Source organism: Nitrospirota bacterium (assembly GCA_016180645.1).
GTDB lineage: Bacteria > JACPQY01 > JACPQY01 > JACPQY01 > JACPQY01 > JACPAV01.
The window spans coordinates 13,449-39,551 of record JACPAV010000025.1; the positions used below are offsets into that span (position 1 = coordinate 13,449).

Annotated in this window: 18 protein-coding genes; 13 read left to right on the forward strand and 5 right to left on the reverse strand. The window is 61.3% G+C overall.

The genetic code is table 11. From position 1 onward, the window contains the following. Nucleotides 1-3 precede the first annotated feature (3 nt). Both HYT87_14755 and HYT87_14760 read left to right on the forward strand, forming a co-directional pair. Nucleotides 4-2,619: a site-specific DNA-methyltransferase gene (locus tag HYT87_14755; GenBank protein MBI2061024.1), complete on the forward strand. Its 2,616-nt coding sequence runs from the start codon at nt 4-6 to the stop codon at nt 2,617-2,619. Nucleotides 2,620-2,635: 16 nt separating this feature from the next. Next, on the forward strand, nt 2,636-3,391 hold the full coding sequence (locus HYT87_14760) for a TIGR02391 family protein (GenBank protein MBI2061025.1): 756 nt from the start codon (nt 2,636-2,638) through the stop codon (nt 3,389-3,391). A gap of 106 nt (nt 3,392-3,497) precedes the next feature. On the opposite strand, the gene HYT87_14765 is transcribed toward HYT87_14760, so the two are convergent. Next, the gene (locus HYT87_14765; GenBank protein MBI2061026.1) at nt 3,498-4,013 is read right to left on the reverse strand and encodes a hypothetical protein; all 516 of its coding nucleotides are present in this window, start codon (nt 4,011-4,013) and stop codon (nt 3,498-3,500) included. Between the two features lie 395 nt (nt 4,014-4,408). Between HYT87_14765 and HYT87_14770 the strand changes: the two genes are divergently transcribed. From HYT87_14770 to HYT87_14800, 7 genes are all read left to right on the forward strand, one after another. Beyond that, nucleotides 4,409-9,745: a hypothetical protein gene (locus HYT87_14770; GenBank protein MBI2061027.1), complete on the forward strand. Its 5,337-nt coding sequence runs from the start codon at nt 4,409-4,411 to the stop codon at nt 9,743-9,745. A 182-nt stretch (nt 9,746-9,927) separates the two neighbouring features. Further along, nucleotides 9,928-12,915 carry a VCBS repeat-containing protein gene (locus tag HYT87_14775; GenBank protein MBI2061028.1) on the forward strand — a complete coding sequence of 996 codons (2,988 nt, stop codon included), beginning with the start codon at nt 9,928-9,930 and terminating at the stop codon, nt 12,913-12,915. After that, nucleotides 12,912-13,766 carry a hypothetical protein gene (locus HYT87_14780; GenBank protein ID MBI2061029.1) on the forward strand — a complete coding sequence of 285 codons (855 nt, stop codon included), beginning with the start codon at nt 12,912-12,914 and terminating at the stop codon, nt 13,764-13,766. Before HYT87_14775 ends, HYT87_14780 begins: the two co-directional genes overlap by 4 nt. A gap of 32 nt (nt 13,767-13,798) precedes the next feature. Continuing rightward, the gene (locus HYT87_14785; GenBank protein MBI2061030.1) at nt 13,799-14,335 is read left to right on the forward strand and encodes a hypothetical protein; all 537 of its coding nucleotides are present in this window, start codon (nt 13,799-13,801) and stop codon (nt 14,333-14,335) included. 272 nt (nt 14,336-14,607) lie between these two features. Beyond that, nucleotides 14,608-15,315, forward strand: coding sequence for a hypothetical protein (locus HYT87_14790; GenBank protein ID MBI2061031.1), 708 nt, complete (start codon nt 14,608-14,610; stop codon nt 15,313-15,315). Nucleotides 15,316-15,551: 236 nt separating this feature from the next. Then, nucleotides 15,552-16,229 (forward strand): DUF1273 family protein, encoded by a 678-nt coding sequence (locus HYT87_14795; GenBank protein ID MBI2061032.1) that lies wholly within the window; start codon nt 15,552-15,554, stop codon nt 16,227-16,229. After that, nucleotides 16,214-17,014: a DUF1768 domain-containing protein gene (locus HYT87_14800; GenBank protein MBI2061033.1), complete on the forward strand. Its 801-nt coding sequence runs from the start codon at nt 16,214-16,216 to the stop codon at nt 17,012-17,014. Before HYT87_14795 ends, HYT87_14800 begins: the two co-directional genes overlap by 16 nt. Before the next feature lie 561 nt (nt 17,015-17,575). Here HYT87_14800 and HYT87_14805 read toward each other — a convergent pair. The 3 genes from HYT87_14805 to HYT87_14815 all read right to left on the reverse strand — a co-directional run bounded on the left by HYT87_14805 (nt 17,576) and on the right by HYT87_14815 (nt 22,109). Continuing rightward, entirely contained in the window at nt 17,576-19,006 is a 1,431-nt protein-coding gene (locus HYT87_14805; protein ID MBI2061034.1) for a hypothetical protein, read from the reverse strand. Nucleotides 19,007-19,337: 331 nt separating this feature from the next. Further along, nucleotides 19,338-20,069 (reverse strand): hypothetical protein, encoded by a 732-nt coding sequence (locus HYT87_14810; GenBank protein ID MBI2061035.1) that lies wholly within the window; start codon nt 20,067-20,069, stop codon nt 19,338-19,340. A gap of 501 nt (nt 20,070-20,570) precedes the next feature. Beyond that, nucleotides 20,571-22,109 carry a hypothetical protein gene (locus HYT87_14815; GenBank protein MBI2061036.1) on the reverse strand — a complete coding sequence of 513 codons (1,539 nt, stop codon included), beginning with the start codon at nt 22,107-22,109 and terminating at the stop codon, nt 20,571-20,573. 1,064 nt (nt 22,110-23,173) lie between these two features. Here HYT87_14815 and HYT87_14820 point away from each other — a divergent pair. Continuing rightward, complete coding sequence (locus tag HYT87_14820) at nt 23,174-23,482, forward strand: glycogen/starch/alpha-glucan phosphorylase (protein ID MBI2061037.1); 309 nt, start codon at nt 23,174-23,176, stop codon at nt 23,480-23,482. Here HYT87_14820 and HYT87_14825 read toward each other — a convergent pair. Further along, nucleotides 23,364-23,936: a DUF2878 family protein gene (locus HYT87_14825; protein MBI2061038.1), complete on the reverse strand. Its 573-nt coding sequence runs from the start codon at nt 23,934-23,936 to the stop codon at nt 23,364-23,366. The two genes, HYT87_14820 and HYT87_14825, sit on opposite strands and share 119 nt — an antisense overlap. A gap of 271 nt (nt 23,937-24,207) precedes the next feature. Here HYT87_14825 and HYT87_14830 point away from each other — a divergent pair, with 271 nt between their 5' ends. The 3 genes from HYT87_14830 to HYT87_14840 are packed head-to-tail and all read left to right on the forward strand — an operon-like array spanning nt 24,208 to nt 26,092. Next, complete coding sequence (locus HYT87_14830) at nt 24,208-24,510, forward strand: hypothetical protein (GenBank protein ID MBI2061039.1); 303 nt, start codon at nt 24,208-24,210, stop codon at nt 24,508-24,510. Beyond that, nucleotides 24,507-25,184 carry a hypothetical protein gene (locus HYT87_14835; protein MBI2061040.1) on the forward strand — a complete coding sequence of 226 codons (678 nt, stop codon included), beginning with the start codon at nt 24,507-24,509 and terminating at the stop codon, nt 25,182-25,184. The genes HYT87_14830 and HYT87_14835 overlap by 4 nt, the downstream gene beginning before the upstream one ends. Further along, a complete protein-coding gene (locus HYT87_14840; protein MBI2061041.1) occupies nt 25,181-26,092 on the forward strand; it encodes a hypothetical protein in 912 nt (303 codons plus the stop codon). The genes HYT87_14835 and HYT87_14840 overlap by 4 nt, the downstream gene beginning before the upstream one ends. Nucleotides 26,093-26,103: the final 11 nt, after the last annotated feature.

The following is a 26,103-nucleotide window of genomic DNA, read 5'->3' on the forward strand; positions in this document are numbered from 1 at the left end:
TCTTTGAAACAGAAGAAACACAAACCTTCCACCTACGTCGCATCCGTCCGCCACAAGGACAAGCGGGCGAATATCCCGACGAAAGAACTGCGGGACTTCGTCAAGGAGGACGAGGAAAAGCCAAAGAAGGTACTGTATCCCCGCGACCCGTCCCTCGATCCTCAGTTGGTTTGGAAGGGGAAGGACGAGCAGGATCAGCACCCGCTGGAGGTTCCGGCTGTTCCCATATACATCCAGGAGAAGATCCACCCGCAGGCCATCATCGAGCAGGTGCGCGCCGAGGCGCGGAAGGACGCGCCGGGCCAGGCGGAACTTTTCGCGGATTTCAACGGGATCAAGTTCGAGGATTTGGTGGACTTCTACCGGCACAAGGACGGTGTCAACTGGGCCAACCGAATGATTCTTGGTGATTCTCTTCTGGTAATGACCTCCCTCGCCGAAAAGGAGGGACTGAAGGGCAAGGTGCAGTGTATCTACTTCGATCCTCCCTACGGGATCAATTTCGGCTCGAACTGGCAGGTCTCCACCCGCAAACGCGACGTCAAAGACGGGAAAGCCGAGGACACCACCCGCCAGCCCGAACAAATCCGGGCCTTCCGCGACACATGGAAACTCGGCATCCATTCCTATCTCGCCTACCTCCGCGACCGGCTCACCGCCGCCCGCGAACTCCTCACCGAAAGCGGCAGCATCTTCGTCCAAATCGGTGATGAAAACGTCCACCTCGTGCGCTGCGTGATGGACGAAGTGTTTGGAAGCGAGAATGCAGTAGTATCCATCATCGTTAAGAAGAAAGGAGCGACGACTGAAACCGACCCAGTTAATGATTTCCTGCTCTGGTTTGCCAAAGATCGTGAGCATCTAAGGACGAGACGGCTCTTTCTGGACCGGCCAACGCCAGAGGACGACACCAAGTTCAACACGTTGATCTCACCAAAAGGAAAGCACGTTCGCGTAAAGGACTGCGAGGAAGGCGAGGTCGCGACACTCTTAGCAGAGGGTTACAAATGGGCGCGAGTAAATTGGCCGCTTGTTAGCCAAGATCCAAGTCCTCGCAGTCAAGACTTCGTCTGGAACGGTAAGCGGTTTCAATGCGGCAAAACCCGTCACTGGACATACGACCCAGAAACACAAATGGAGCGTCTCGCAATTGCAGATCGTTTGTTTGACGGCGGAGGCGAATCGCTTGGCGGTGTTGTCTATTGGGATGACTGGCCATTTATTGCGTCTTCAAACATTTGGGAAGATGTAAAAGGTGAGGAAGAAGCCATTTACGTTGTTCAAACATCTCGCAAGATTATTGAGCGTTGCCTTCTCGTTACGACCGACCCCGGCGACCTGGTGCTCGACCCGACGTGCGGCAGCGGCACGACGGCGTATGTGGCGGAGCAGTGGGGACGGCGCTGGATCACGATCGACACCAGCCGCGTCGCCATCGCGCTGGCGCGCACCCGCCTGATGGCCGCCAAGTATCCGTATTTCCTCCTTTCCGATTCGCCCGAAGGTATCAGAAGAGAGGCGGAGTTGACCGGCAAAGTCCCACTGGAATACAAAACGGAGAACGACATCAAGAAGGGCTTTGTCTACAAGCGCGTCCCGCACGTCACGCTCAAGTCCATCGCCAACAATCCCGACATCAAAGAGGGGATGACTCGCGAGCAGATAGACGCCACCATCGCCCGCCACGCCGAGACCGAATACCTCTACGACCAGCCTTACGAAGACGGCAAACGCATCCGCGTCACCGGCCCGTTCACGGTCGAAAGCCTGTCACCGCATCGCGTCCTCGCCACCGACACCGAACGCCCGACCTCCGAAGTCGCCGGGCGGAAAGACAGCTCCGTCGGCCAGTTCGAACCGATGATCATCGAAAATCTGGGAAAGGCAGGCGTACAGAACCGCGTAAAAAATGAGCGGCTGACTTTCGACCGCCTTGAACCCTTCGCCGGAACATGGCTTCACGCGGTGGGCGAATACGCTGAGAATGGGAAGCGTCGCCGCGTAGCCGTCTCCATCGGACCGGAGCACGGTACGGTTGGGCCGGAGCAGGTGAAGGAAGCTGCCAAGGAGGCCGTTCAAGGCGTGGGGTATGATTTGCTGGTCGTATGCGGCTTTGCTTTCGACCCCCATGTTTCTGAAGAAGCAAAACGTTATGGCAAACTCACTGTCCTGACCGCACGCATGAATCCCGACCTCGCCATGGGTGACGAACTATTGAAGAAGACAGGTGCCGGCAACCTTTTCATGGTTTTCGGTGAACCGGATCTCGACGTCACCAAGAAGGACGACAAGGTCATCGTGACCATCAAGGGGCTGGATGTTTACGACCCGACCACGGGTCAGATTCGAAGCAACTCTACGGCCGACATCGCCTGCTGGTTCATCGACACGAACTACAACGGCGAGAGCTTCTTCGTACGCCACGCCTATTTCACCGGTGCGGGTGAACCCTACGACAAGTTGAAGCGGGCCTTGCGTGCCGACATCGACGAATCCGCTTGGACCGCCCTCTATCGCACCGTGAGTCTCCCGTTCGAGAAACCGAAAACCGGCAAGATCGCCATCAAAGTCATCAACCACTACGGCGACGAAGTCCTGAAGTTGTTTCCTCTGAAATGAACCGAAGCCGTTTCTTATGGCGAAATCATTGCTCGACATAGCCCCCGAGCCGAAAGCCATATTCGACGTGACGCCCGAAGAACTGGCGGGAGTCGTGCTGGAATATTTGAATTCCCTGTCTGATAACGAGCGTGGGCAACTCAACCGGAACAATTTCAGTTTGCATGTCCAAGACACCTACAGGCGAGTCTCTCGCAATCTCGAACCGAAGATTTCCGAGGCGTACATGGAAGCATGGGTGTGGCTGGAACGGGAAGGAATGATCGCTCCGACCCCAGGCCGACAGGGAGAATGGGTTTTCTTAACGCGGAAGGGCCGACAATATCAGAACCCGACAGACCTCTCAGCCTACCGGATCGCAGCCTCGCTCCCGAGGGAGATGCTCCATTCCCTTGTTGCAGAAAAAGCGTGGCCCCTGTTCATGAGGGCCGAATATGACACCGCCGTTTTCCAAGCGTTCAAGGAAGTGGAAGTAGCGGTGAGAAAGGCAGGTGGCTTTGCCCTAACCGATATTGGGGTGGACCTAATGCGAAAGGCATTCAACCCAACGGATGGGCCATTCGCCGATCACTCGCGACCTGCCCCCGAGCGGGAGGCTGTGGCGCATTTGTTTGCCGGATCCATCGGTTTGTTCAAGAACCCTCACAGCCATCGAAACGAACCGATCACAAATGTCCAGGAGGCATTTGAAATGCTGGTAATTGCCGGCCACCTCCTGCGGATTCTTGATTCTCGCTCAGAGTCACCAAAGGCAGGGCCTCGTGGCTCGTGACAGAAACCACACGTAGCAATCCGTTTCAGGCGCATCCACCATGCTGATACGGTTGCTGACGCAAATCGCTCTACTCGCGAGTCCAATGCAGTTGTGGGGCTGGGGCTCAGGACAGGAGCTTGGAAACGGCGACGAGGAGTACAAGCTGAACGACCCACCCGACGGCGCAGACGGCCACGGCCCGAAGGGTGCTCGTGTAGTCGAGCGCCTGACGGACGGCGATGACCATGCTCGCCAGCATCCAGATGCCGGCGACGAAAAACACGATGGACTGGACTCCGGGGATGACACCCAGCACCCGGATTGCTCCGGGTGCGCTTGAGAAGCCGATCGTTCGCAGGAGTTCACCGACGTCCGACTGGGTCTGAGGGCTTGGCAGGATCTTGGTGCCTATGACGTAGGTGAGGAGGGCCCAGACAAACCAGCTACCCACGGCGACGATCGAGCCGATGAGAATCCCGGTGGTCCCCACAGCCGAGATGGACCCGATGGCTGCGGCGATGGCTGAAAGCGCGACGACGACGAGCGCCTGGCCTGTGGCGCTCTTGTCGGCTTCGACTTCTTCGTAGAGAGCGGCTTCGAGTTTGGCGGCTCGAAGCATGCGCGGGAACAGATTCGACATGTCGCGTCACGCTATCAGATCGGTGGAGGATACTCAATTTGAAGTCTACCGGGAGCCTTTTTCACGGTTTAGAATGACAGACCTTCCCACAGGGCTTTCCCTGCCCCCGCCGCCCGGTTCCTTAGGGTGGTAGGCAGGGCGCGGTACGGGGACGGTTCCGCAGTCACGGATTGTCGTCCCCTCCGCTCCGCTGCACGGACGACTCCCTTCGGGGGCGGCGGGCGGAAGGGCATGGGGATCAGCGCCGCGAGATGAAGAATCATGGGGGCCTTGCGTCGCCGGTTTGTTTCACCTGAAACAAACGCGGAGGAATCGCGGGTGGGTGTGCGTGAATGTGTGCATGATTTCGCCTCTATAACGGGGTGCCGTGGCATGGACTTGCGAGAAGAGGGGGCATGGCAACCAAGAGATGCCCGAAGACAGAGGGGGGCAAAGGGCTTGGAAAGTTCTCCATAACGGGAATCCCATGCCTTCAGCCCATCCTTGGTATTGTAAGTTTGATGGTCGCGGGTTGCGGAGGCGGCCTTCCGGACGTGGTCGTGCCGCTCAGGCCCGAGCGGGCGGGGATGCTGAGTCGCGTGGAATGGAACGTCGTGGATTCGGAAGGGGAGAGGGCGGAGGTCGATATCGTTCGCCTGGAGGATCCCAAGTCAGAAAACCGCGCCCCCTCCGCTTCGCTCCAGGGACGACGAGATGAAGAATCATGGGATCCTCGCGTCGAGGAGCGGAGCGGGCTGGTTCTCGGTGATGCTCTCAACCGAAAAGGTACTTATCTTGTGATGCAAGCGGCCGGCGTGCCGGTGGCCATTGTTGCCGGTCATCCGCCGGTCATCGAGTGGCTCGACCCGGACCATGACCGGGTGGACAGTCTCACGGAGCTCCTGCTGCAGACGGATCCGACGCAGGTGGATGTCACGGCGGGGTCGGACGCGGTGAGGAGGGTCGAAAGGGAATCCTACGCTTTTGCGTCGGACCTCCCGGTGAAGGAGCGGGGGAAAAAGGAAAAGTGGGTGTACGGCCGCGAGGGGCGTATTTTGTTCGAGAGCGGTGAAAGCGCCCGGGCGGATCTCGCTCGCTGGTGGAAGGGGCCGGGGAAAGACAATACGTGCGCGGAGGCAGCACCCGGAGACGCTTGGGAAATGCACGAGGTGGGCTGCGACGTTGGCTCGTTGAACATGAGCGACGGTTGGCACACGGTCTGGGCGGAAGACGTTCTGACGTTTCGGATCGGGCGGCCGGTGCCGGCCACGGTGGTCAAGACTCGCGAAGACGGCATGGATTTTCTGTGCCAGGGGGATGAAAAACTATTCGGCCCAAGCCTGTGCTACGAGCAGTGCTCGGTCGGGGCCATCGGATTTCGGTCGTGCGGGAGCGTCGACTACGTCTCGACGGGTCCGGGGATCGCCGCGGTGCGCGTGCGATCGGTGGAGGCGGGCGGAGCCATCGACCTGACGGGAGCCACGGTGCCGTACCGGAGCGTGGCGCGGGCGGTGGGACGCCAAGGCCGCGAAGAAATTCGGTTGTCGCCCGGGCGGGGCGATCTCCTCAAATACTGTGCGGATGGAAAAGGGGGTTGCGAGCCGACGAAGCCGCACACGGAGATCTTGCGGCTCTCCTGCAAGGCATCCGGGTGCAAGTATTTCGTCAACACGGTTCAGGAGCGACGGGAGAGACTGTCGGCGCCACGGCAGCAGAGCCTCGTGGTCATCGACGGCGATGCGCCGACGGCGCAGTACACCCCCGAGACGGGATGGTTGGGCTCCTCCGGGACGTATGAAGTCAAGGGCCATGATGCCAGTTCCCCCCTGATCGGTTTGTACTACTGTGCGGCCGGAGCGGGGGCGCCGCCTTGTGAAGGCGACCCAGCCGACTACGACCGGCTGATTGCAGCGGAGGGTACGGGGGGCCAAACCGTGCAGGATGGGTACGGCTTTACGTTTACGTTTACGGGGGCGCTACTCCAGGAGTTGGCGACGCAGTCTTGCGCGGGGCTTGGAGCGTGCACGATGCGGCTGGCCGGCGTGGTCATGGACAGCGCGGGGAACCCCAGCGTGAAGATCGAGGCGGTGGTGAAGCGGGACGTGAGCGTGCCGATCGTAACGGCCTACGCGCCGGAGTACACGACGGAGGCCGCGGCCACGGTGAAGTTCAGCATGACCGATACGGGCTCGGGACCGGCGAAGGTACGGCACTGCATGGCCGCGCAGGGGAGTGATACGTGCGAGCCGGCGACGGAGACCAACGTGGACGAAACCGGCTCGGCCGAGGTCACGGTGGACTCGCGAAGCAGCGTGGACGTCGTCACGGTGGTGTACGAGGGCCTGGACCAACTGGGCAATGTTTCGACGCGGGGGAGCGTCGTCCTGAAATTTGACGGCTCTGGACCGATGGTACAGATGCCGAGCCCGGGCGTGTACGGCCCGGGGCCGAAGGCGGTGTCCGCGACGGATGCATCGGGCGCGGGACTGGATCGGGTGGTGGTGTGCGTGGTGACCGTGGACATGAATGCATGCCCTGAAAAAGGGTATGCGGTCCAGCCGTCAAGCGGGGTGGATCCGCTGGAATTTACGGTGGACGTGACATGCCAGGAGGGGGATCTGTGCGCACGGTGGATCCTGGCGAAGGCGTTCGACCGGGCGGGGAACGCGGGGGCCTGGGCGAAAACGAAACTGAGCATCGATCAGAGGGCGCCCGCGATCACGATTGAAGGGCCGGCGGGTCAGCTCCTGGCCTCGAAAGCGGAATTCAAAATCACATCGGCGGACGGAACCGGAGAGAGCGGCGTGGCGAAGGTCACGTTCTGCACGGGGGCGAATGGGGCGTGCGACGCGGCATCCGGCCAGAACGTGCCGGCGGGTGGCCGCGTCACGCTGGAGGGAGACAAAGACGTCTTCAGCTGGCGATGGCTCTGCGTGCGGAGTTCCGACCGGATCGGGAACGCGGCGAGCCGCTGCGTTCGGGCGGGATTCGACCATGTGACGGGGGCGTGCGCGATCGAGAATGGAGGAGGACGGTGGATGCGGTGGACGAGCGACGTGCCGCTGTCGAGCTGCGTCGAGCCGGGCCAGGATGAGTTTCTGGGGGACTCGGGGAAGGATCTTGTGCGCGAACCCTTCGGGGCGCGCGTGGCCTACTGCATTACGAATGAAGGTGGGACGTGCGTGCCAAATGGGTCAAAGACCGTTGCGGTTGACGCGGCATCGCGGAGGGCGGCGATGCCAATCGGGGAATTCGGCTGCGGAGCGGGGGAGGGGTGTGCGAAGGCGGTGTTTTTCCGCATGGAGGACAAATTCGGCAACGTGGGGAAGGTCGAGTCCGGTGCGGTTCGGATCGACCTCCAGGCGCCTGAACTGATGGCGCTCCTCAGCGGCACGACGCTGACCGTGAATGTGAGTGACGGACATTCGGGAGCGGCGCTCGTGCGGTATCACGCCTGGGTGTCCGGAGGCTTCAGACCGGAGGCGAACACGGAATGGGATTTCTACGTACCCTCGGAGGGGGGCGGAGGGGCTGGGGCGGCGCAGATGTACGAGGCGGGGAACTGGCTGAACCTGTCCGGAGTGGGAACGGTGACGGTCAATAGTCACGCGATCCTCTGTGGAAGGGTTGACCGGAGCGCGGGGAGCACCGACTGCACGGTAACCATCGAATACAAGGTGCGGGACGCGGCCGGGAACGAGTCGACGGGGGGTACTGGAAGCACGGGAAGCAAGGTCAAGGTGGGTCAGATCAGCGACGGGGGAGTGAAGGACGAAGGCGCGCCCGTGATTGTGGGAGGCAAGGTCTACGAGGGATTGTACGAGTCGTCCCCTCCGCTTCGCTCCACGGACGACGGGATGAAGAATCATTCGGTCCTTGCGTCGGCTGAGCACGACATCGAGGTATGGGCGGGCGGCGGGTTGCCGGTAAGCGTGAGATTCAAAGACGGGCTGGTGAACGCGAAGAATGAACCCACCGGGACGTCAGCCGTGGACTATGTGCGGTTCGATCTCTTCTGGGGTTTCGACGGAAGTCAGGCCTGCTCGGAGAGCTACCGCGTAAAGTGGGAGTGCAGTGGTAATTGGACGTGCGTGATGCCGAAGGATCCGAAGCCGGCGACGGAGCTCCTGGGAATTGCGTACATGAGACCGCTGTCCGGGGGCGAGCGGGCATGGACGGGAAGTCTGAACATCGACCTGGCGAAGATCATGGGTACGGACCAATACCGGGGGGACCAGGTGGATCCGGCGGTAAATTCGGCGGCCCAGGCGAAGCAAGCTCCGGGGCGCGTTCCGCGGCGTTGGTTTGTTCGGGCGAAGGCGGTGGACGTGTACGGCAATGTGTCGGCCTGCGCGGCCTCAAATGGGTTCTACCCCTACGAAGTCCGCGGCGAAGGGGGTGACGCGCATCTCAAATTCCTTCAGATGAGCGCAAACCTGGGCTCGGCTGAGAACGTGCTCTTTGGACGATTCAAATCATTCGGCGACGCCTACCGTTCGAAATCGGAAAGCGTGATTGCGCTCAAAGACTGGACGCCCCCCGCGGAACTGGGATGGAACAGCGGTTCGATAGCCACGACGCGGAGGACGGTGCGCGCGCTGGCGGCGAACGAGGACAAGGACGCCCGGTACTGGGTGAGCTCGGTGACGTACAACCAAGATACTACAAACGGCCTGTACTTAACGCTGCAGCACTCGCTTTGGCTGGACAAAATTCGCAAAAGTGATGGAGGCCGGAGGACGTGCTTCGTGGGGAAGGCCCCATGGATGATCGTACCCAAGAATGCAGCGGTTCCGGATCCGCACGGCTGGAGTGCGGTACTTCCGAGTGGGAAGGTCTTGGTGTCTGGGGTTTTCTACAATGCCGATTCAACGTATTCAGATGGCTACCACGCCGCGGCGGTCCGGGGCGTGTTGGATCCGGCGATGATGGAAAAGCAGCCGGCGCCGACGGAGGAGGATCCGCAGAGGATGGTGGATTCGCCGCGTTGCGGCTCCTCGATCGATGAGGTTCTCCGGCGGGCGGAGAAGGCGAGAAACCCGAGCTGCACGGGTGCGTGCGAGCCGAGCTTCTATACGTTCATTTACTTCGTGCAATCGTCGGACAGGGGGCCTCTGTGGCCGTCCTATAGCGAGGGAGCATCCAGCTACGAAGGTCCCCAGGGAGATGGCTACGAGCGTACGGTGCTGACCGCTCCGAGCCCCTACGGCGATGGACACGTATTCTACGGGGCGCTGATCTACTCCGACTACTTGGAGAGCTCCGGGTATGTCCCGCGGATCGTGCTCGACTGGGAGGGCCGGGCGGAGAAGGCATACGGCGAGGGACAGTTTTCGGATGGGAACGTGCTCGAACTGGCCGGTATGAAGTGCCGAGACGCCGCCTTGGCGGCCGATCCTGATTTCGGTCTGATTGTGCGGAGTCCTTACGGGCTCACGAACTACCCGTGGTTTCGGCCGGTGTCGGCGAGAGTGTTTTCCTCCGCATCCTGCGGCATCCACCTCTTCTGCGCCAAACCGGAGGGCGGGGGCCAGCACATCTGGACGATGGATCCGCTCGTGAAGGAACAGCCGGGCACGCCCTACAAGGCGGTAGCCGCAAACAAGGGCGCGGTGTGGAAACGTGAGGACTACGCGTTCAGGGACGTGACGATGGACCAGATGTGCAATCTTCACGTCCTGGACGATGGATCGGGATCCGCGTATCAGCCGTCGAACCTCCGATACCGGGTGGACCCAGCTAGGTGGTGGTAGCGGTGAGAAACCTTCCCGCGCGCAGGACGCGCAAGCGGTGCCGGCAGCGGCCAGGATGGCCGACCCGGCCCGGCATACACGATGGCGCGGACGCCCTCCTTTCATGGTCCCATACCGTCCTGGCCCCCTGCGCTCCGCTCCGGGGACGACGGAAGGAATCGTTATGGGGTCGCCGCGTCGGCATGGGACTGACGCTACTTCTTGCTTTAGCGGGAACGCCGGCGTGCAGCGGCGAAGGGCACGGAGGACAGCTTCCGAGTCTGGTTCTACTCACGCCGCGGGTGCGGAACGGTCAGGAGATCAAGGTGCAGGTTCGGTCGTTCGTAGAAGGCGCCGAGGTGACGATCGATGCGTCGGCGCTCGATTCGGAGTTCGGGCCGACCCGAAAGACCGAGGTGCGGACGCGGGAGGACGGTGTTTACGAAGCTGCGTACGTCGTGGCGGCCGAAAATCGAAACGTGGACGGAGCGTATGCGGTTCGCGTCCGCGTGAGGATGCCGGAGGGGGATTTTGCGGCATCGGAGGAGTTCACGGTGAAGCTGGAAAACGGAGCGACGCACGGATGGGTCGTCTCGTTCGAGGCGACCGCGGGAGAGGCGGCGGGGCCGGACGGGTATCGGTCGGTCGGTCGCCTGGTGGTGGCGGCGCGGGAGGACGGTGTTCTGAGGGCGCTTGCGATCCGGTCCCGTCCGGTCGCCGGACCTCAGGCGGGCGGAGGCGCGGTAAAGAGCGAAAGGATGCGGGGGGAATGGCGGCTGGCGAGCGGAGTGGCCGGGAGCGAAGTCTTGGATTTTACACCGGGGGCAACGGCGGACGGACAGCCGAAATGGGACGTCGCTCTGGGCGGAGAGGGTCTTCCCGTCGAAAAAGGGATGCATCGATGGAGTCTCCTCCTGCGGAGAGCCTGCGGCGAGGCTGGAGAGGCGCCGGCGCTTGAGATGAGCGCCGAGGACGTGATGGTCGTAAACGGCGTGGGCCAGGTGATTGAAGTTCAGGGTGTCCCGGTGACGATTAGGATCGAGGAGGCCGTCTCGCTGGTGGAGCGGTGGTCGCTCAGCCTGGCGGCATTCGAAGCGTTTCCAAGAGTCCTGGGTGCAGCCGATTTGGAGAGCAGCGAGTGGGGGGATGAACTCCTGGTGTTCGGTGGGCATGGCGGCCGGCGGATTTCGAGGATCGAGCTGGATGCATCGGCGGGGGCCCGGGAGGCGGGGAGGTGGGAATCGATCAAGGGCCGGAGACTCGTGTCGGCAGCGACGGCAAACCTGGACGGCGACGAGAAGGTTGACGTGATTGCGACGGATGAGACGGGGGGTATTCAGGTGTTTTTCAATGCGGATGCGGAAGGGAGGATGCCAATCCTCTGGACGGGTGAGCCAGGGCTTGAGGTCGTGGGAGGGACTTTCGACGCCGACGGGAATGGTCTTGGCGACTATGCGTTTTTCAACAAATCGACGGGCTCGCTCTGGATTGGGCCGAGCCGGCCTGACGGGGTGAGCAAGGCAGTGGGTTCGGTGGAAGCGCCCCCTCCGCTTCGCTCCGGGGACGACGATCAGAACGGTCATGCGGTCCTTGCGTCGCCGACCTTCGTAAAGGGGTCGCTGGGGCAGGGGCCGTTCGCCGGGGTGTGGGCGGTCGACGTGGACGGCGACGGCGTGAGCGAGCTGATGGCGGCGGCTTCGTCGGGACGTCGGAGCTGGATGACGCTTTACCGGCGATCCGGTGAGACAGGGCGATACGAAGGAGGCCGGTCGGCCGGATTCGGGAAAGGCGCTCTGCAGTTCTCAGGGCCGTGCGAGGGGTGCGACCGGGAGGATGGGGCGTGGGCGGCCGTCGTTCTGGACGGAGGCGAAGTGAAACTCCTGCATGTCACGGCGCAGGGCGAGTGGGCCGTGGCGTGGTCGAGGGATGTGGGGCGCGGAGCGAGGAAGATTGCCGTGCTGCCGGACGGAGATGTGGCGGTATCGATTTCGAGCGGGGTGGTGGTCCTCGATTCCGGGGGTGAGCGCCCCGTAACGGGGGTTGATCGGGAGCCGGATTGGATGGGGGCGGCAAGGGCACGGGGATGCGCGGGTTGCGGGGGGGATTTCGCGGTCGGGTATGAGGAAGGCTTGGACGTCGTCTCAGGGGCGGGCGGGGTCTGGTCGGTGTCAAGGTCCTCGGGGTCAGGATTTTATCCCACGCGCGTGGCCACCGAAAACGGGGCAGGACTTTGGTTTGCTGGGAACGGAACCAGCGCACAGCACCTATCGGTGGAGTATGGCCGGCCGGGCGGACTGACGGCCGTGAGCACGAAAGGGCGGATCCTCGGGGCAGCGGCCTTGAGTGGGGGCGTGGCGCTGCTTCAGGAGAATGTAGTTGAGATTGTGGGACGGCGCTGCCCGCCCGCAGGACGCGGAAGCGGTGCCGGAAGCGGCCAGGATGGCCGACCCGGCTTGGCCGTGGAGTGTCCGGAACAAGGGCGAGAGGTGGCGCTCCCAAAGGGAGAATGGAGCGCGATCGCGAGCGGCGATCTGGACGGCGACGGCGAAAACGAATTGGTTGTGGCCCCGAAGGTTGGGGGAAGGTGGCTTTTCATGAAGGACGAGGGGGGGCCGCTGGCCAGTTCCGATTTGGGCGTCCGTGCGGAGCGGATATTCGTAGAGGACCTCGATGGGGATGGCCTGGCGGAGATCGTTGCGCTTATGGAAAAGGAAGGCGCCATGGCGGTTATCGGCTTCGATGTGGCCGGGCGAACGCTCAGGGTGAGAGGGACCGCCCAGAGGGGTAGCGGGATGCGCGTGTTGGGTTGGGCGGGGAACGGACGGCTTGTGGCGGCGGGCTCGGGTTCTGTCGAGTTGGTCAAAATCGAGATGTCGGATGGACAAATCGCCGTCAAGAGATCGGGGGCAAGGGCGGTCACGGGCCTGCCGCTGGGCGCCGCTGAGGTGGGCATGGGTTCCGGATCGGGCGGACCGGAGCCATCCATGGGGGTCTTGATTGATCGGGCCGATGAGGGCAGGGCCCTGGGTCTCCTGTCCGGGGAGGCCGCGGAGAGCGGATGTCTGGGAGCGGTCGTGCGGGTTGATGCGGACGGCCTGGCAGCGGTGGATCTTAACGGAGATGGACGAAAGGAGCTGATCGCATGGAGTTCAACGAGTGGAGTGGTGAAGGGGTACGAGGTGCGGCCATGATCCCACCACCTGCCACCAGGTCGAAGACCTGCCTTCCGGTCCGCCTGAGGCGGACAGGTGGTGGGATGAAATCCCCCGGCTCCCGGATGAGACGCGAATGGGCTGCGATCGTTCTTGTGGTCGGATTGATTGTGATCATGGAGAGGACGTCTTGGGGCTTCGCCACGAGCACGATGCGCGAGCGGGAGGTGAGTCTGGGGGCGCGAACAAGCCTGGAACGGGAGAACGTGCGGATGGCCGGCGTCGTGGGCGGCGCCGCAGTTCGGGCGGACCTCCCGGTTCACTACCTTGGAATCTTGGGAGAGGCAACCTACGGACTGACGAAGAGCCTCGACATGGGCCTCAGCCTCGGAGCGGCGAAGATGAAAGGCCCCTGGGAGGAGGCGAAGGCGGACCAGGCCACGCTGATGACGGGCGGACTCCGCGTGAGGGGCACGGCCTGGTCGAATCATTCGGTTGAAGTGGGGTTTCTCGGAGACGTGCGATACCTGCCTTCGGTCGCGTTCAATGAAGACCTCCTCGTGGGGAATCTCCGGATGCCGGGTCAGGTCGCGTTGAAGAACGTGTTTGCGACGGAACTCGGAACCGGCGTGACCTTCTGGCTGCGCACGGCCGGAAAGACCTGGGTGGCGCCGTACGTGAGGGGATCCCTCCTGCCGATCGTGGCGCTTTCAGGGACGGTTCAGCAGGGGGAATTCGAAGCCAAGTCCGTTTCCAGACTCACGGCCGGACCGGAGAGGTTGTGGGGCGTGGCGACGGGGCTGGGAATCAATGTGAATCGGTTTTTCATAACGCCGGAGGTGCGGTTTTGGCCGATCGCCGGCGGCATCAAGTTGGAGATCCTGCTCTAGGGGCGCACGGGTCGCTCAAAAGGAGGCTTGCGATGAGAAGCACGAGGAAATGGCCGGTACGAATGGGAACGGCGGCGCTCTTGGGATTGATCCTGGGCGGCTGCGCAACGACGAAGGGCGCGGGTCGGAAGGCGGACGACACGACGCTCTCCTGCCGGCAGGTGGGGGAAACCCTCCGCTGCTCGGGGCTTGAGGGGGGCTATGTGGAGTTTGCACCGGAACCTTTGGCCGTGGATCTGTCGGGCATGAAAAAGAAACGCGAGGCCTACGACGCCGGGTACCAGGCGGGCATGGAGAGCATGCACAAGATCCGGCAGGGCTACGAGGAGGGAGTGCGGTACGTGTTCAAGCGGCCGGTCTGGCAGAAGGTGAAGCTGCCGGCGGAGGTGAAGGACGGGGTGTTTCATCCGGAGCGGGAGGTCTACGTGCTCGTTGAACCGGGCCGCTACGAGCTCAAGGGGGGAGCGGTGTCCCCTCCGCTTCGCTCCACGGACGACGAGATGAAGAATCAGAGGGTCCTTGCGCCGGATGCGCCCTCTCCTGCGAGCGGAGCGGAAGGGCACGAATAGAGAAAGGGGAGACACGGTGAAATTGCCGACAATGAGATGAGTGAAAGAGGGGTCAGGAAAAAAGAGAAGTGAATTCAGATGTGCATGCATCACCGAGGAACGGACGGAATCCTCGCGTCAGCGTGAAGGTCATTTCCCCGCTCGATGGTCTCTTGCGGCCGACAAGGGAACGATCGAGCGGGGAAAGGAGCTAGGCAACTATGACACAGAATGGACCGACGAATCAGAAACCCCCTGAGGGGGGATTGGATCAGTCGTTCTATGTTGATAGTGTGAGCACACCCTCCATCCTACCAAGCGAGGCGGCGAAGATAACCCGCCTTGCGTTCCGGGAGCGGCTGTCTCTGGATTCGAGCGCAAAAGTGCTTGGGTTCTTGGGGCTGGCCAATGCGGAGGACATGGAGCTGGTGGGAGACCTCGACGCAATGGTCGGAGCGGTGAAACACCGCATGAGGACGCACCTACGGCGAAGGAGGCCGGATCTCGTGGTCACATGTTTGGCCGCTGGAGTCGACTTCTTGATGCTTGAGGTGTGTGAGGAAGAGGCTATCCCGTTTGTCGTGGTAGCGTTTCTTGACCGGGTGGACGTGGACCGGGACGGCAGCCGCGAAAGACTGGCGCGGCGACATGGTCTCATGTCCAAGGCAAGGCAGGTGGTATTCGTGGCGGACCCGCTGGATGCGGAAGGCGATGAGAAGGCGACCCGCTGGGTCGCGACTCACGCGGACCGCGTCTACGCGATTTCCGGCGAAGTGACGGAGGAGTCGATGGCGCGGCTGGAAACAGCTCTCCGCGCCGGTTCTCCTGTCCGTGTCGAGCCGATTGAGTTCTGCGAGACTGTCTACGCCAAATGGGTGGACGACAGGTTTTGCGATCTCATGTTGGCGATCCAGCCCGGGGCCGCGGATGCGCACCAAACCACGACGGAACAGACAAGCTGCAGTGCGACCGGTGGCGAGCCCCCGGCCGTAACGCAGTAGCAGTCATGGGACGGCGATATCCCGCTCCGTCCGTCCCTCTGGGATGCATGCGGAAAACAATGAATAGGATGGAACGAACAAGAGCTCGCGGGGAGGCGCGAGAAGAGAAGGGTTCAACGGAAAGTCTATTTCGCATCTCTGTGGAACGGACCCGGAGAATAAGGGGGCGATCCTTTCCCGCCCGACCGGTCCCTGCCGAAGGGCGGGGGTCGATGGGGCGGGGAAAGGAGAGAACCATGAAGCAACCTGATGTCGCAGACGCAAAAGGCAGTCAGGGCAGTAGTCATGGACAGATCGTCATGGCGTCGTTTGAGTCGGCCGCGGTGACGAAGCGGGATATCCTCCAATGGGCCGGAAAGGGCTCGGAGGGGATCATCCTTGCGGTTACCGGTCACCGGCCGGACAAGATCGGTGGCTACGACGAAACGCACCCCACAAGAAGGGCCGTAAGGACGGGGATCCGGAAGGTGCTCGAAGGCATTTCGCCGACGGTTGCGCTGAGCGGAATGGCGCTCGGCGTCGACCAGGATTTTGCCGAAGAGTGCATTTCCTTGGGGATCCCGTTCGTGGCGGTCGTTCCGTTTCGCGGTCAGGAAAACGTCTGGCGCGGCTACGCGCGCGAGCGGTGGCGGAACCTGCTGAGGCAGGCCGTCGCCGTCGTGAACGTGAGCCCGCCGCCCTACGCCGGCTGGAAGCTCCAGCGGCGGAACGAATGGATGGTGGACCGATGCGATGCGCTCCTTGCCGTGTACGACGGGTCTCCCGGCGGCACGCGCAACTGCGTTGAATACGCCGAAAAGAGGCGGTTCAGTGCGGAAAGGCTGCACATCCTCCGACCGGGGGACTGTGTGGAATCGCAGAGTGTTCCGGCGGTCATGCCGGCGGAATACCAAACGGCTTGCGCACCATGCTGAAGGTCTACACCAGTCGTGTAGGGTACACGGGCCCCTTGCCGCTCGACGTCACGATCAAGTCGGCGGGAGAGATGGGGCGCGCGTTTGCACCGACGAGTTGGGACATGGTCCTGGGTGCAAAGAGCGGCCGCATTCCTCACGATCAGTACCGAACTTGGTACGAGGACGTCCTCGACAAGAGCCGGAAGGCGCAGCCGTGGCACTGGGAGAATCTCCTCGGGCTGCCCCGGGTGGTGCTCATGTGTTACTGCACCTCCCCCTTGAATTGCCACCGACGATATCTGAGCGAATACCTCATGAAAACGTTCGGGGCATCGTATCAAGGTGAGGTGCCGGTAAACGGCAGCGATCTTCCGGAAAGGTTTCCATTCAGCAACTTCCAGCCTGTGCCGGTGAGCCACGAGGGGATTTTGTATCCCAGCGTGGAGCACTACTACCAGGCGATGAAGACGCTGGACCTGGCGGAGCGGAGACGCATCGCCCAGCTGCCCACGCCGGGAATGGCGAAGACGGCGGGGAAGAAGCTCTTCCACCGTCGGGATTGGGAACGGGTCAAGATCGAGGTCATGCGCGATGGCCTCAAGAAGAAGTTCTCGCCGGGGTCGGCCTATCTGGCGGCGCTCCTGAGAACAGGCAGTGATGAGGTGGTCGAATCGAACCGGTGGCACGATGTGTTCTGGGGACGGTGCATCTGTCTCCAGCACAACGGTGCCGGGGAGAACCAGCTTGGTCAGCTGCTCATGGAGCTCCGCACGGAGGCGCGATCGGCGGGGATGAACGCGTGAAATGGAAACGGCCCAAAGCCCGCCCGGGCCGTTCCATAGGGATGCGAAGCGAGAGGTGGACATGGGGAGAACGGGGCGATGATCCCACCACCTGAAATGTGAGACGTACACCCGACCGCTGGCATCTGGCGTGACAAGTATCAACTCTTCTCAATTCGGAGGTGATTCTCTCCTGGCGACGAGCGCATCACTCCCAGTGTGCCAGTGCCGTTCGCGTTGACGTTCTTCGGAACCCCTTAACCATCGGTTCCTCGTCAGAGATGAGTACGCTGTGAGGTGATAAAAAGGAGTTCACTCATGCAAGCCGCGTCCGGCGTGAACTTTGCGAACTGCGAACTGCGTCAAGATTCGAACCCGAGCGTCGGCGGGTGGGCTGCCACGATACATTGTGGGTGATATTGCGGATGAGGACGTCGTTGAAGTGGTAGACGTAGCTCCCGGTGCAGCCAAGGGGATCGGTTGAAGAGACGAGGCGGTTCATCGTTTCTTCGCAGAGTCACCAGTCAAGCTGTGACCCTCAATCTTCAGGTCCGTCTTTCTATGACCGTTCGCGCAATTCGTTCAGAAAGGTGCGGCTGCGCACCCGAAGCCGACCGATTCTGTCTTCTCGCGTGAGGTGGGGTCCTCCATCTGGGCCGGGGAGGACAGCGCTTGCCTCGGCGGAGCCAGCGGAAACTTCACCGGGTCGTACTCGACAATCTGGTCGCTCACGTCGTACCCTAGTACCCCCAAGTACCCCCCGAAGCAGTAGATCTTCCCGTTGGCCGGCCCCACACAGGACAAATCGCTCCGCGCCGACGGCAGCTTGGCCGATTTCGTTGCAACGGTATCACCGGCCGGGTCGTACTCGACAATCTGGTCGAAGCGGCTGCCGCCGATCCCCCCCAAGCAGTAGATCTTCCCGTTGGCCGGCCCCGCACAGGACAAATCGCTCCGCGCCGATGGCAGCTTGGCCGATTTCGTTGCAACGGTATCACTGGCCGGGTTGTACTCAACAATCTGGTCGCTCACGTCCTGCCGTAGCACCCCCAAGGACCCCCCGAAGCAGTAGATCTTCCCGTTGGCCGGCCCCACACAGGACAAATCGCTCCGCGCCGACGGCAGCTTGGCCGATTTCGTTACAACGGTATCACCGGCCGGATCGTATTCGACGATCTCTTCATTGCCTACCCCCCCGAAGCAGTAGATCTTCCCGTTGGCCGGCCCCGCACAGGACAAATTGCTCCGCGCCGACGGCAGCCTGGCCGATTTCGTTACAACGGTATCGCTGGCCGGGTTGTACTCGACGATCTCGTAGACGCCCATGTGCGAAGTGCCCTTCAGCTCGGTCCCCCCGAAGCAGTAGATCTTCCCGTTGGCCGGCCCCGCACAGGACAAATCACCCCGCGCCGACGGCAGCTTGGCCGATTTGGTTGCCACGGTACGCCTGGCCGGGTCGTACTCGACGATCTGGTCTTCATATTCGAAGTAGCCAGCACCGCCGATCCCCCGCCCCCCGAAGCAATAGATCTTCCCATTGGCCGAGCCCGCACAGGACAAGTCCTCCCACCCGGCCGGTAGCTTGGCAACAACGGGCAGCGCGCAAGCGTCGTCGATCTCTCCGTCGCAATCGTTGTCCTTGCCGTCACAACTCTCGGCTGAAGGAGTGCCCGGCGTGGCATTGCATTCTGTGTCGGTCCCATCAGTCTTACACTTAAGAGTTCCGGCTTTCGCGCATTCCCCTACACCCACTGTACAGGAGGGGCCAATGTCGAACCCTTCGTCGACCTTTCCGTCGCAGTCGTTATCCACGTCGTCACATACCTCAGGATTACCGGGAAATGCCTTTCCTTTCGAATCGTCACAGTCTCCCTGCTTGAAGCTGGAGTTTTGTCCACCACAGATATCCGTACTTCGTGGATTGCCACTCCCAAACCCATCTCCATCGCTGTCAACAAAACCAACGCAGATCTCGATACGTTCAGACCGCTTTGGCCCATTGAAAGCGTGCAAGCGATACCTGCCCCCTTCACCACTTCCGTCCCGCCAACGGGTTGTATCTCTTGGAAGACTTGCTATAGGGGAGAAGTTATTGCCTTGCCTCTCGGTCGATTTCTCGACAACAAAACCATCTTCAAAGTTTGAATCATCCTTCCATGTCAAAATGACGCTTCCTTGTTCAAAAGATGCGCCAAGGTCACTGGGTGGATCGGGCGTTGGATCGGCACCGAACATTTCAGCCAGCCCGCATGAGGGGAGTGCAAGTACAATGAGGTACAGAAAGGTTGTCCTGATCCCGCCTCTCAACACTCGCCTGCGGGAAGCATCGCGGATTCCAGGCGCACTATTCCGGAACTGCCGCTCTGCCCCCAATGACCGTGCGTTCAATGTAGTTGTCCACTCCCATCGTCTTGCGAAGCTGGTAGTTGTACAGATCAGCATTCTCCTGCGCAAAGAACGCTGGCGTCACCCTTTTCTTTCGGAGCTTGTATCCCATGGGAAACAAGATCCCGCTCGTACCCCCAAACGCCGCAGCTATTGGGAAAGCAAATATCACTCCAGCCACCTGGGCATCTTCTGACTTGCCTTTCTTCATCAGGTAGTCGCCCAGTAGTTGTGATCCCGTTCCGAGAACAGCCATCCACCATCCCGCTGTGATAAGTTTCTCCGCTAGTTCCTCTCTTCCCTTTGCGATCGCCACAAGTTCCATCTGCTGGCTCTTTTCCCAGAACTGGGATTCCTTCAAGGGAACAATCCCCTCAAAAGGCGCCCATGTCTTGATTTGTGAGATGTTTGTGCTTTCAAACGAGCCAAACTTTCCGAGATTCGTTGAACTCTGCTTCACTTCGAGCTCCGTTGCACTTTCAATAGAGATCTTCCGTTCAATGTATGAGCGGTACTGCGTGACAACCTCATCGTCTTCCAACACGGGTGGGGACGCGGATTGTTCAACCGATTTCAGAGTCTCTTTTTTCAGGTGCTTTTGAATAATGTCGTCTTGTCCCCAAGCAGGGAAACCTGTAAAGGCCAAGACAACGAACAGCGCAACTGATGCTGCCCTCGTCGTCAGCCCCACCCTACGCGACCTACGTGTTTGTCTCATGGCACCTCCCGATACTTTACATTTCCACCATCAACGTGGCTCCTGTGATCTACGTGGTTGGCCAACCGCAATCTGTTATGAAAGCGGCTTGCAATTGCACTGAAAAGGAAGGGATGACCCGATATTTCCATATTGATATACTTGGCGCGGTCAACATTTGAGCTTCTTGGGGGCCATCCCGTAGCTCCCGATTTTACATCGGGCGATAGATCGTCCTAGACCGCACCCGATTTCTTTGGACATTGGATTAGCGATGGTAGGATGGGTTTGACAGGAGGTGGCTATGTCCAAGAAATCGAACGGTGATGCAACCCCGGAGGCTCGCGAAGCGCTCACCGGCCGGCTTGATCTCCCCCGTCGAGATGTCCTTTACTTTTCCATTACCCATATCTCCTCCCTCCAATTACCTCCCCTCCTGACGCGGCAAAGCCGCGTTGAGAATCGACCATCGCTTTTCACTGATCCCACCCCCTGCTATTGCCCACCTGTGGTCGTCTTGAGGATCGTGCCGCCTAACCCTACCGCGTAGCCCGTGGTCGCGTCCACCGGGAAGTGGACGGCATAGAGATGGTTGCTCGTTCCCGATGTCTGGGCGGTCCAAGTGGCGCCGCCGTCGGTCGTCTTGAGGATCTTGCCCGAATCCCCCACGGCGTAGCCCGTCGTCGCGTCCACAGGGAAGTGGACGGTGTAGAGCCAGTTCGTCGTCCCCGAGGTCTGGGCTACCCAATTGGCGCCGCCATTCGTCGTCTTGAGGATCGTGCCATTCCCCCCCACCGCGTAGCCTGTGGTCACGTCCACAGGGAAGTGGACGGCACTGAGGTTGGAGCTCGTTCCCGATGTCTGGGCGGTCCAGGTGGCGCCGCCATTGGTCGTCTTGAGGATCGTGCCACCCACCCCCACGGCGTAGCCTGTGGTCGTGTCCACCGGGAAGTGGATGCCATAGAGGTAAAAGCCCGTTCCCGATGTCTGGGTCCAGGTGGTGCCGCCATCGGTCGTTTTGAGGATCGCGTTGCTTGGCCCCACGGCGTAGCCGGTCGTCGCATCCACAGGGAAGTTGACGGATTCGATCCCTTCGCTCGTCCCCGAGGTCTGGGCGGTCCAGGGCAGGGGGAGGGTCATCGCGCTCTTTTCCGTGGTGTTCGGATCCTCGTTGCCCTTTTCGTCCACGGCGCGGGCGACGAAGTAGTAGGTGGCGCCAGCGGTGTAACCCGTTGCGCGGTGGGAGGTGGCGCCGGCGGCGGTCGTGTACGTGGCGGTGAACGAACGCCCGCACGTTCCTGACGTGTTGGATTGGCAGATGCGGTAGATGATGTTAGCTGGCGCGCTCACATTGTCCGTCGCAGCCGCCCAAGCGAGGTCGATTTGGCTCCTAGAGACCCCCGTAGCCGAGGATAGGCCGGCAAAAGTTGGGGGTGTCGTGTCGCAGGCGTTGTCCGTTTGCCCGTCGCAGTCGTTGTCTTTGCCGTCGCAGATTTCGGCCACCGGGATCACCTCGCCGCTGCACGTTCCCCACTGGCCGCCCGAGCAGGTCTGGGAGCCAGCCTTGCAGACACCCGTGCCTTTCGTTTCGGAGGCACCACTGTAACAGCTTTGGATCAACCCGTCGGTGCAGGCACATCCCTCGTCCACACTCGCGTCGCAGTCGTTGTCTTTGCCGTCGCACTTTTCAGGATTCCCAGGGAAAACGTCACTATCGGAGTCTTTGCAGTCTCCGCCCACCAATAGAAGTGAGTCCGGCCCTGGGCAGGCCTCATATGTCCCCGGCCACACGCCATACCCATCTCCGTCCCGGTCCTGGAAAAATAGACACCGCTCGGCCGCCGAAGATTTCTTGTTGCCCCTGACAGCATACACTCGGTAGCGGGCACCCTGAATTGTCTCTTCGGAAAATTCGGTACTGTTCTCAGGCAAACGGGCAAGAACTGAAAACCCTTCGCCTTGCGCTTCCGTGGATTTTTCTACGACATACCCTTTCTCGAAGTCCGAGTTGTCATTCCAATGCAGTCTTACCACGCCATCCTTATAGTCGACCCTGAAACCATCTGGCCCATCCGGTGTCGGATCCGCTCCAACCAGTTCCCCCACAGCCCCGCAGGATTGCACGCCGAGTGCGATCCCACAAAGAGCGAACAGCTTATATATCATTCCCCCGCAGCTTGGCAGGCGGGGGAGGCGGTGATTCTGCTCGCCACGCCGACGCTGGAAATCCCTCAAACATGTCCGCGGATACCCAAAATAAATTTGACGGCAATGGTGCCAAGACTCATTGGCATTTGACACCACCCACTTGCTCGGGAACGGTACAGCCCCCGCCAGCAGTTCCCCCCGCGGCTTTACATGCACCAACGCAATACGTTTTTGCGCATCTGCACTTCTCTGTGTAACCTTCTTGCTGGCAAGCGGCAGCCCCCGCCACATCACTTATCTTGCTGCACGTTGCAAGTTTCTCCTGTGCTTTCAACGTACAATCGTTGAATTGAGCGCAGGGATTATTGGATGCAGCCGAAGCAGCAGATGTAGCCGCTGAACTTGCGTCTCCTTCATCTCCCCCACAACTGAAGCTATTCAAGACCGCAATAGCGAGAAAAAAGACGGCAAGAACTCCAGTAACGGGAGGTTCTGTTAAGAGGTGTGCAAGCCGATATCTCCGATTTGACTCCCGTTTTACCCCTGTGACGGTTTCCATGACGGATGTGGCGATTGTAGCCTGGGCTGATACCTTGTCAAATGCCTCTTAACAGCCAGCCCGAGCATTTCAGGGTGAATCTGGCCATTTGGGTTGGGGGGCGTAATCCGCATAGAGTCGGAATTCGAGGGCCTCCCGGCCTGTAGGACCCGTTGACGGCCTTTCCGCGCTCCACCGCTCCTCGACCCATCACCCAGCGTGTGCCTCGGCTCTCCGAGCGTGCATGATCCCACCACCTGCAATCCGCCTGCGGCGGACTCGGAAAAGAGGCGCTTCTGCGCCTGTTGCAGGTGGTGGGATGATGAGGAACCCCTACCATCGGTTCCTCGTCGAAGGGGATGACCTCGCGGTGAGGTGAGCGGAAGGAATTCAGCAAGGCATCTTGTCTGCCATGAGCCTCGGGGACTCTTTCAAGATTCGCACCCGAGCGTCGCGCGGGCGAGGCGCAATCACGATTGGTTCCAATCTCTTCACCTCTCCGGCAAAGGAGGCGTACGGCACGGGGAACATGAAATCCGTCATGAACGGCGCCCTGACGATCGGGACGATCGAGGCTGCGGCGGACCCCTTCCTCTTCGGCCTCACGGCCGTCGAGTGGGCGATCCTGCACGCCCGGACCCTGCGGCGAACGCGAAGAGGCGCCGCAGGCTCAGGCCGAGTCCGCCCCACAACGGAGCGAGCCACAACGGAAGCGGGGTGAAGGCGGCGTACGTGTATCGAAACAACGAGAGATGGACGAGACCCAGTTCGATCGCCGCGTCCCCGACCATGAATCCGGCCGCGACCATGAGGTCGCCGAGTCGCCGACAGAAGACGAGCCGCGCGGCGAGGTACGCAGCGACAACAACCGCCAACGCGACCTCCCGCGCGTGAAGGATCGCAGGCGCCGCGAATAGCGTGAGCAGGATCGTCGTCTCGAGGCCGACCTCGCGGCCCGTCGGAAGCATGGGCTGAGAAATGCGTCGTTCGAGCGCGCCGAAGCCGGCATTCGCGCCGAGGATCCCCGCGAAGTACACGGCCGCGATCCACACAGGAAGCGGGGCTCCTTCCGGAAGCGTCCATACGCGCGCCCGCAGGTGGACGGACTCCGCAACGAAACCGATCGCGCCCCCGATGGCGGCGAGGCCGATCGATCGCGCTACTTTGGCCGTCACGCGGCTATTCTACGCCTTTCAAGGGCGTATTTCGCCGCTCCGAGAGCGACCATCGGGGATACGAAGAAGCCGCTGGAAATGAATTGTTATGGGGTTCCTGCGTCGTGGCTTGTTTCACCTGAAACAAACGCGGAGGAATCGGGGCGGGGTGTGTGTGAATAGACTCATCGTTAGAGAGGGTTCGGACGGTTGGTTGGCACCGGATTGCAATAGGGAAGGCGTGACGAATGAAGAACAAACGATTGCGGTCAGAAAGAGAGGTCAGACAGTCATGAACAAGAACAGCAAGGACGACAAAACAAAGAGGGCCCGGATGCCTTTTCCATTCCCGATGCTGGGCGGAAGCCAGTCGGGCGTATCGGATCTCGAGGAGCTTTACGTCGACGCCCTCGCGGAGGGCGGCATGTGCGAAGCACCGGAGCAGGATCGAACGGTGGAAATGCTGTCGATCGGCGGAACGACGGTGGTCCGGCGGGTGGGTCGGCGGTCGAGAGTCATCGTCCCCTCCGCTCCGCTCCACGGACGACGAGATGAAGAATCATGGGAACCTTACATCGAGGTCGATCTGGCGTGAGGACGAACTTGGGATCCCTGCTCGTTGCGCTCCGTGGTGGAAAGGCCGCGGGCGAGATGAAGCCCCATGGGGTCTCTGCGCCGAAACCGGCCCGGAAAAGCGCGGGGCGCTTCTTCGAGGTCTGGGGCGAGGCGGAGACGCGGTACGAGCACATGCGAGGACTCACCATTCTTTCCCTTCTGGTCGCGCTTGCGGCCGTGGGCCTGGCAGCCGTGCGGAAAGACCGGGTCTATGTGGTCCCGGGAGCTGCGGGGGTGACCAGACTCGGCGACGAATCGGCGGGACCGGCCTATGCGGTCGACGTGGCGAGGAGTTTTCTCACACAGTATGCGTCCTATCGGCCCGAGACGATCGAGGGGAACGTCCGATCGGCGCGGACGTACTTGGAGGAGCATCTCCTGGAACCTTTCGACAAGGCGACGATCCGCCAGGTGGAGCGGGCGAAGAGTCTGTCGCTGTCGCAGCATTTCTGGATCCGGCAGGAAACGGTGGAGCCGACGGGAAAAGATTACAAAGTGGTTCTGGTGGTGTGGCAGGAACTATGGAGTCCGCGGGGCAAGGAGTGGGCCGGGACGTACCGGTACGAGATCAGTTTGAAGAAGGTGCCGGTCGCCGGACGGGATTTCCGGGGACTGGCGATCGTCAACATCGCCCAGCGACAGGAGGCGGCATGAACGGGATGAGTGTCTGGCGGCGGATCCGGTGGGACGTGATCTTAGCCGTGGGCCTGGCGGCAGGGCTGACGCGGGGAGCGGCGTTCGCAGTGGATCTCTCGGTACAGCCGTGGAGCCCGGGCAGGACGATCTACGTTCCTCTTCAGGTGGGCAATCCGATGAGCGTGAAATTTCCCGAAACCCCGAAGCAGTGCGCCGTCCACGACGAACAGCAGCTCACGGTGGAGTATTTCGGGAGGGAGGCCATCTTCAAGGCGCTCAGTTCTTTCAGCGCGAGCATCTTCTGCATGGACGTGAAGCAGAACACCTACGCGCTCAAAATGGAAACGACCCCCTACGCGGGACCCACGATGATCCAGATCGTCCCGGAGGAGGGTGCGCCGGTCGGCGCAAAAAGCGATGGGGGCCACGCGTTCTACGGACCCCTCAAGAGACTGCTCCTCGCCATGTACCATCAGCAGCCGCTTGCGGGCTACGAGATCGAGGTGACGAGCCGGGTGATCGTGGGATCGGAACCGGGATCGCTCCATGTTCGGCAGGTCATGCGGTACGTCTCCGACGTGAGCAACCTGATCGGATACGTATTGGAAATTGAGAACCGTCTGCAGGGCCAGGCGCAGGCCGTGGCACCGAGGATGCTCAAGGTTCCGGGGAAGGTCGCGGCGGGCGTACGGGACATGTATCTCGCGCCGGCGGGGCCGGCGCCGACGCCCCCTCCGCTGCGCTCCGGGGACGATGAGTGGAAGAATCACGGGGTCTTTGCATCGCCGGAGGCGTACCTGGGTTATCCGACGAAGACGGTGGCGTGGATGGTGGTGGACCGCCGGGCGCTGCCGGAGGGACTCGACAAGGGGACGGACACGCTGCCGTTAACGGTGAATCCCGAGACGCGCAAGGACGGAGACTAGCAAGAAGAGAA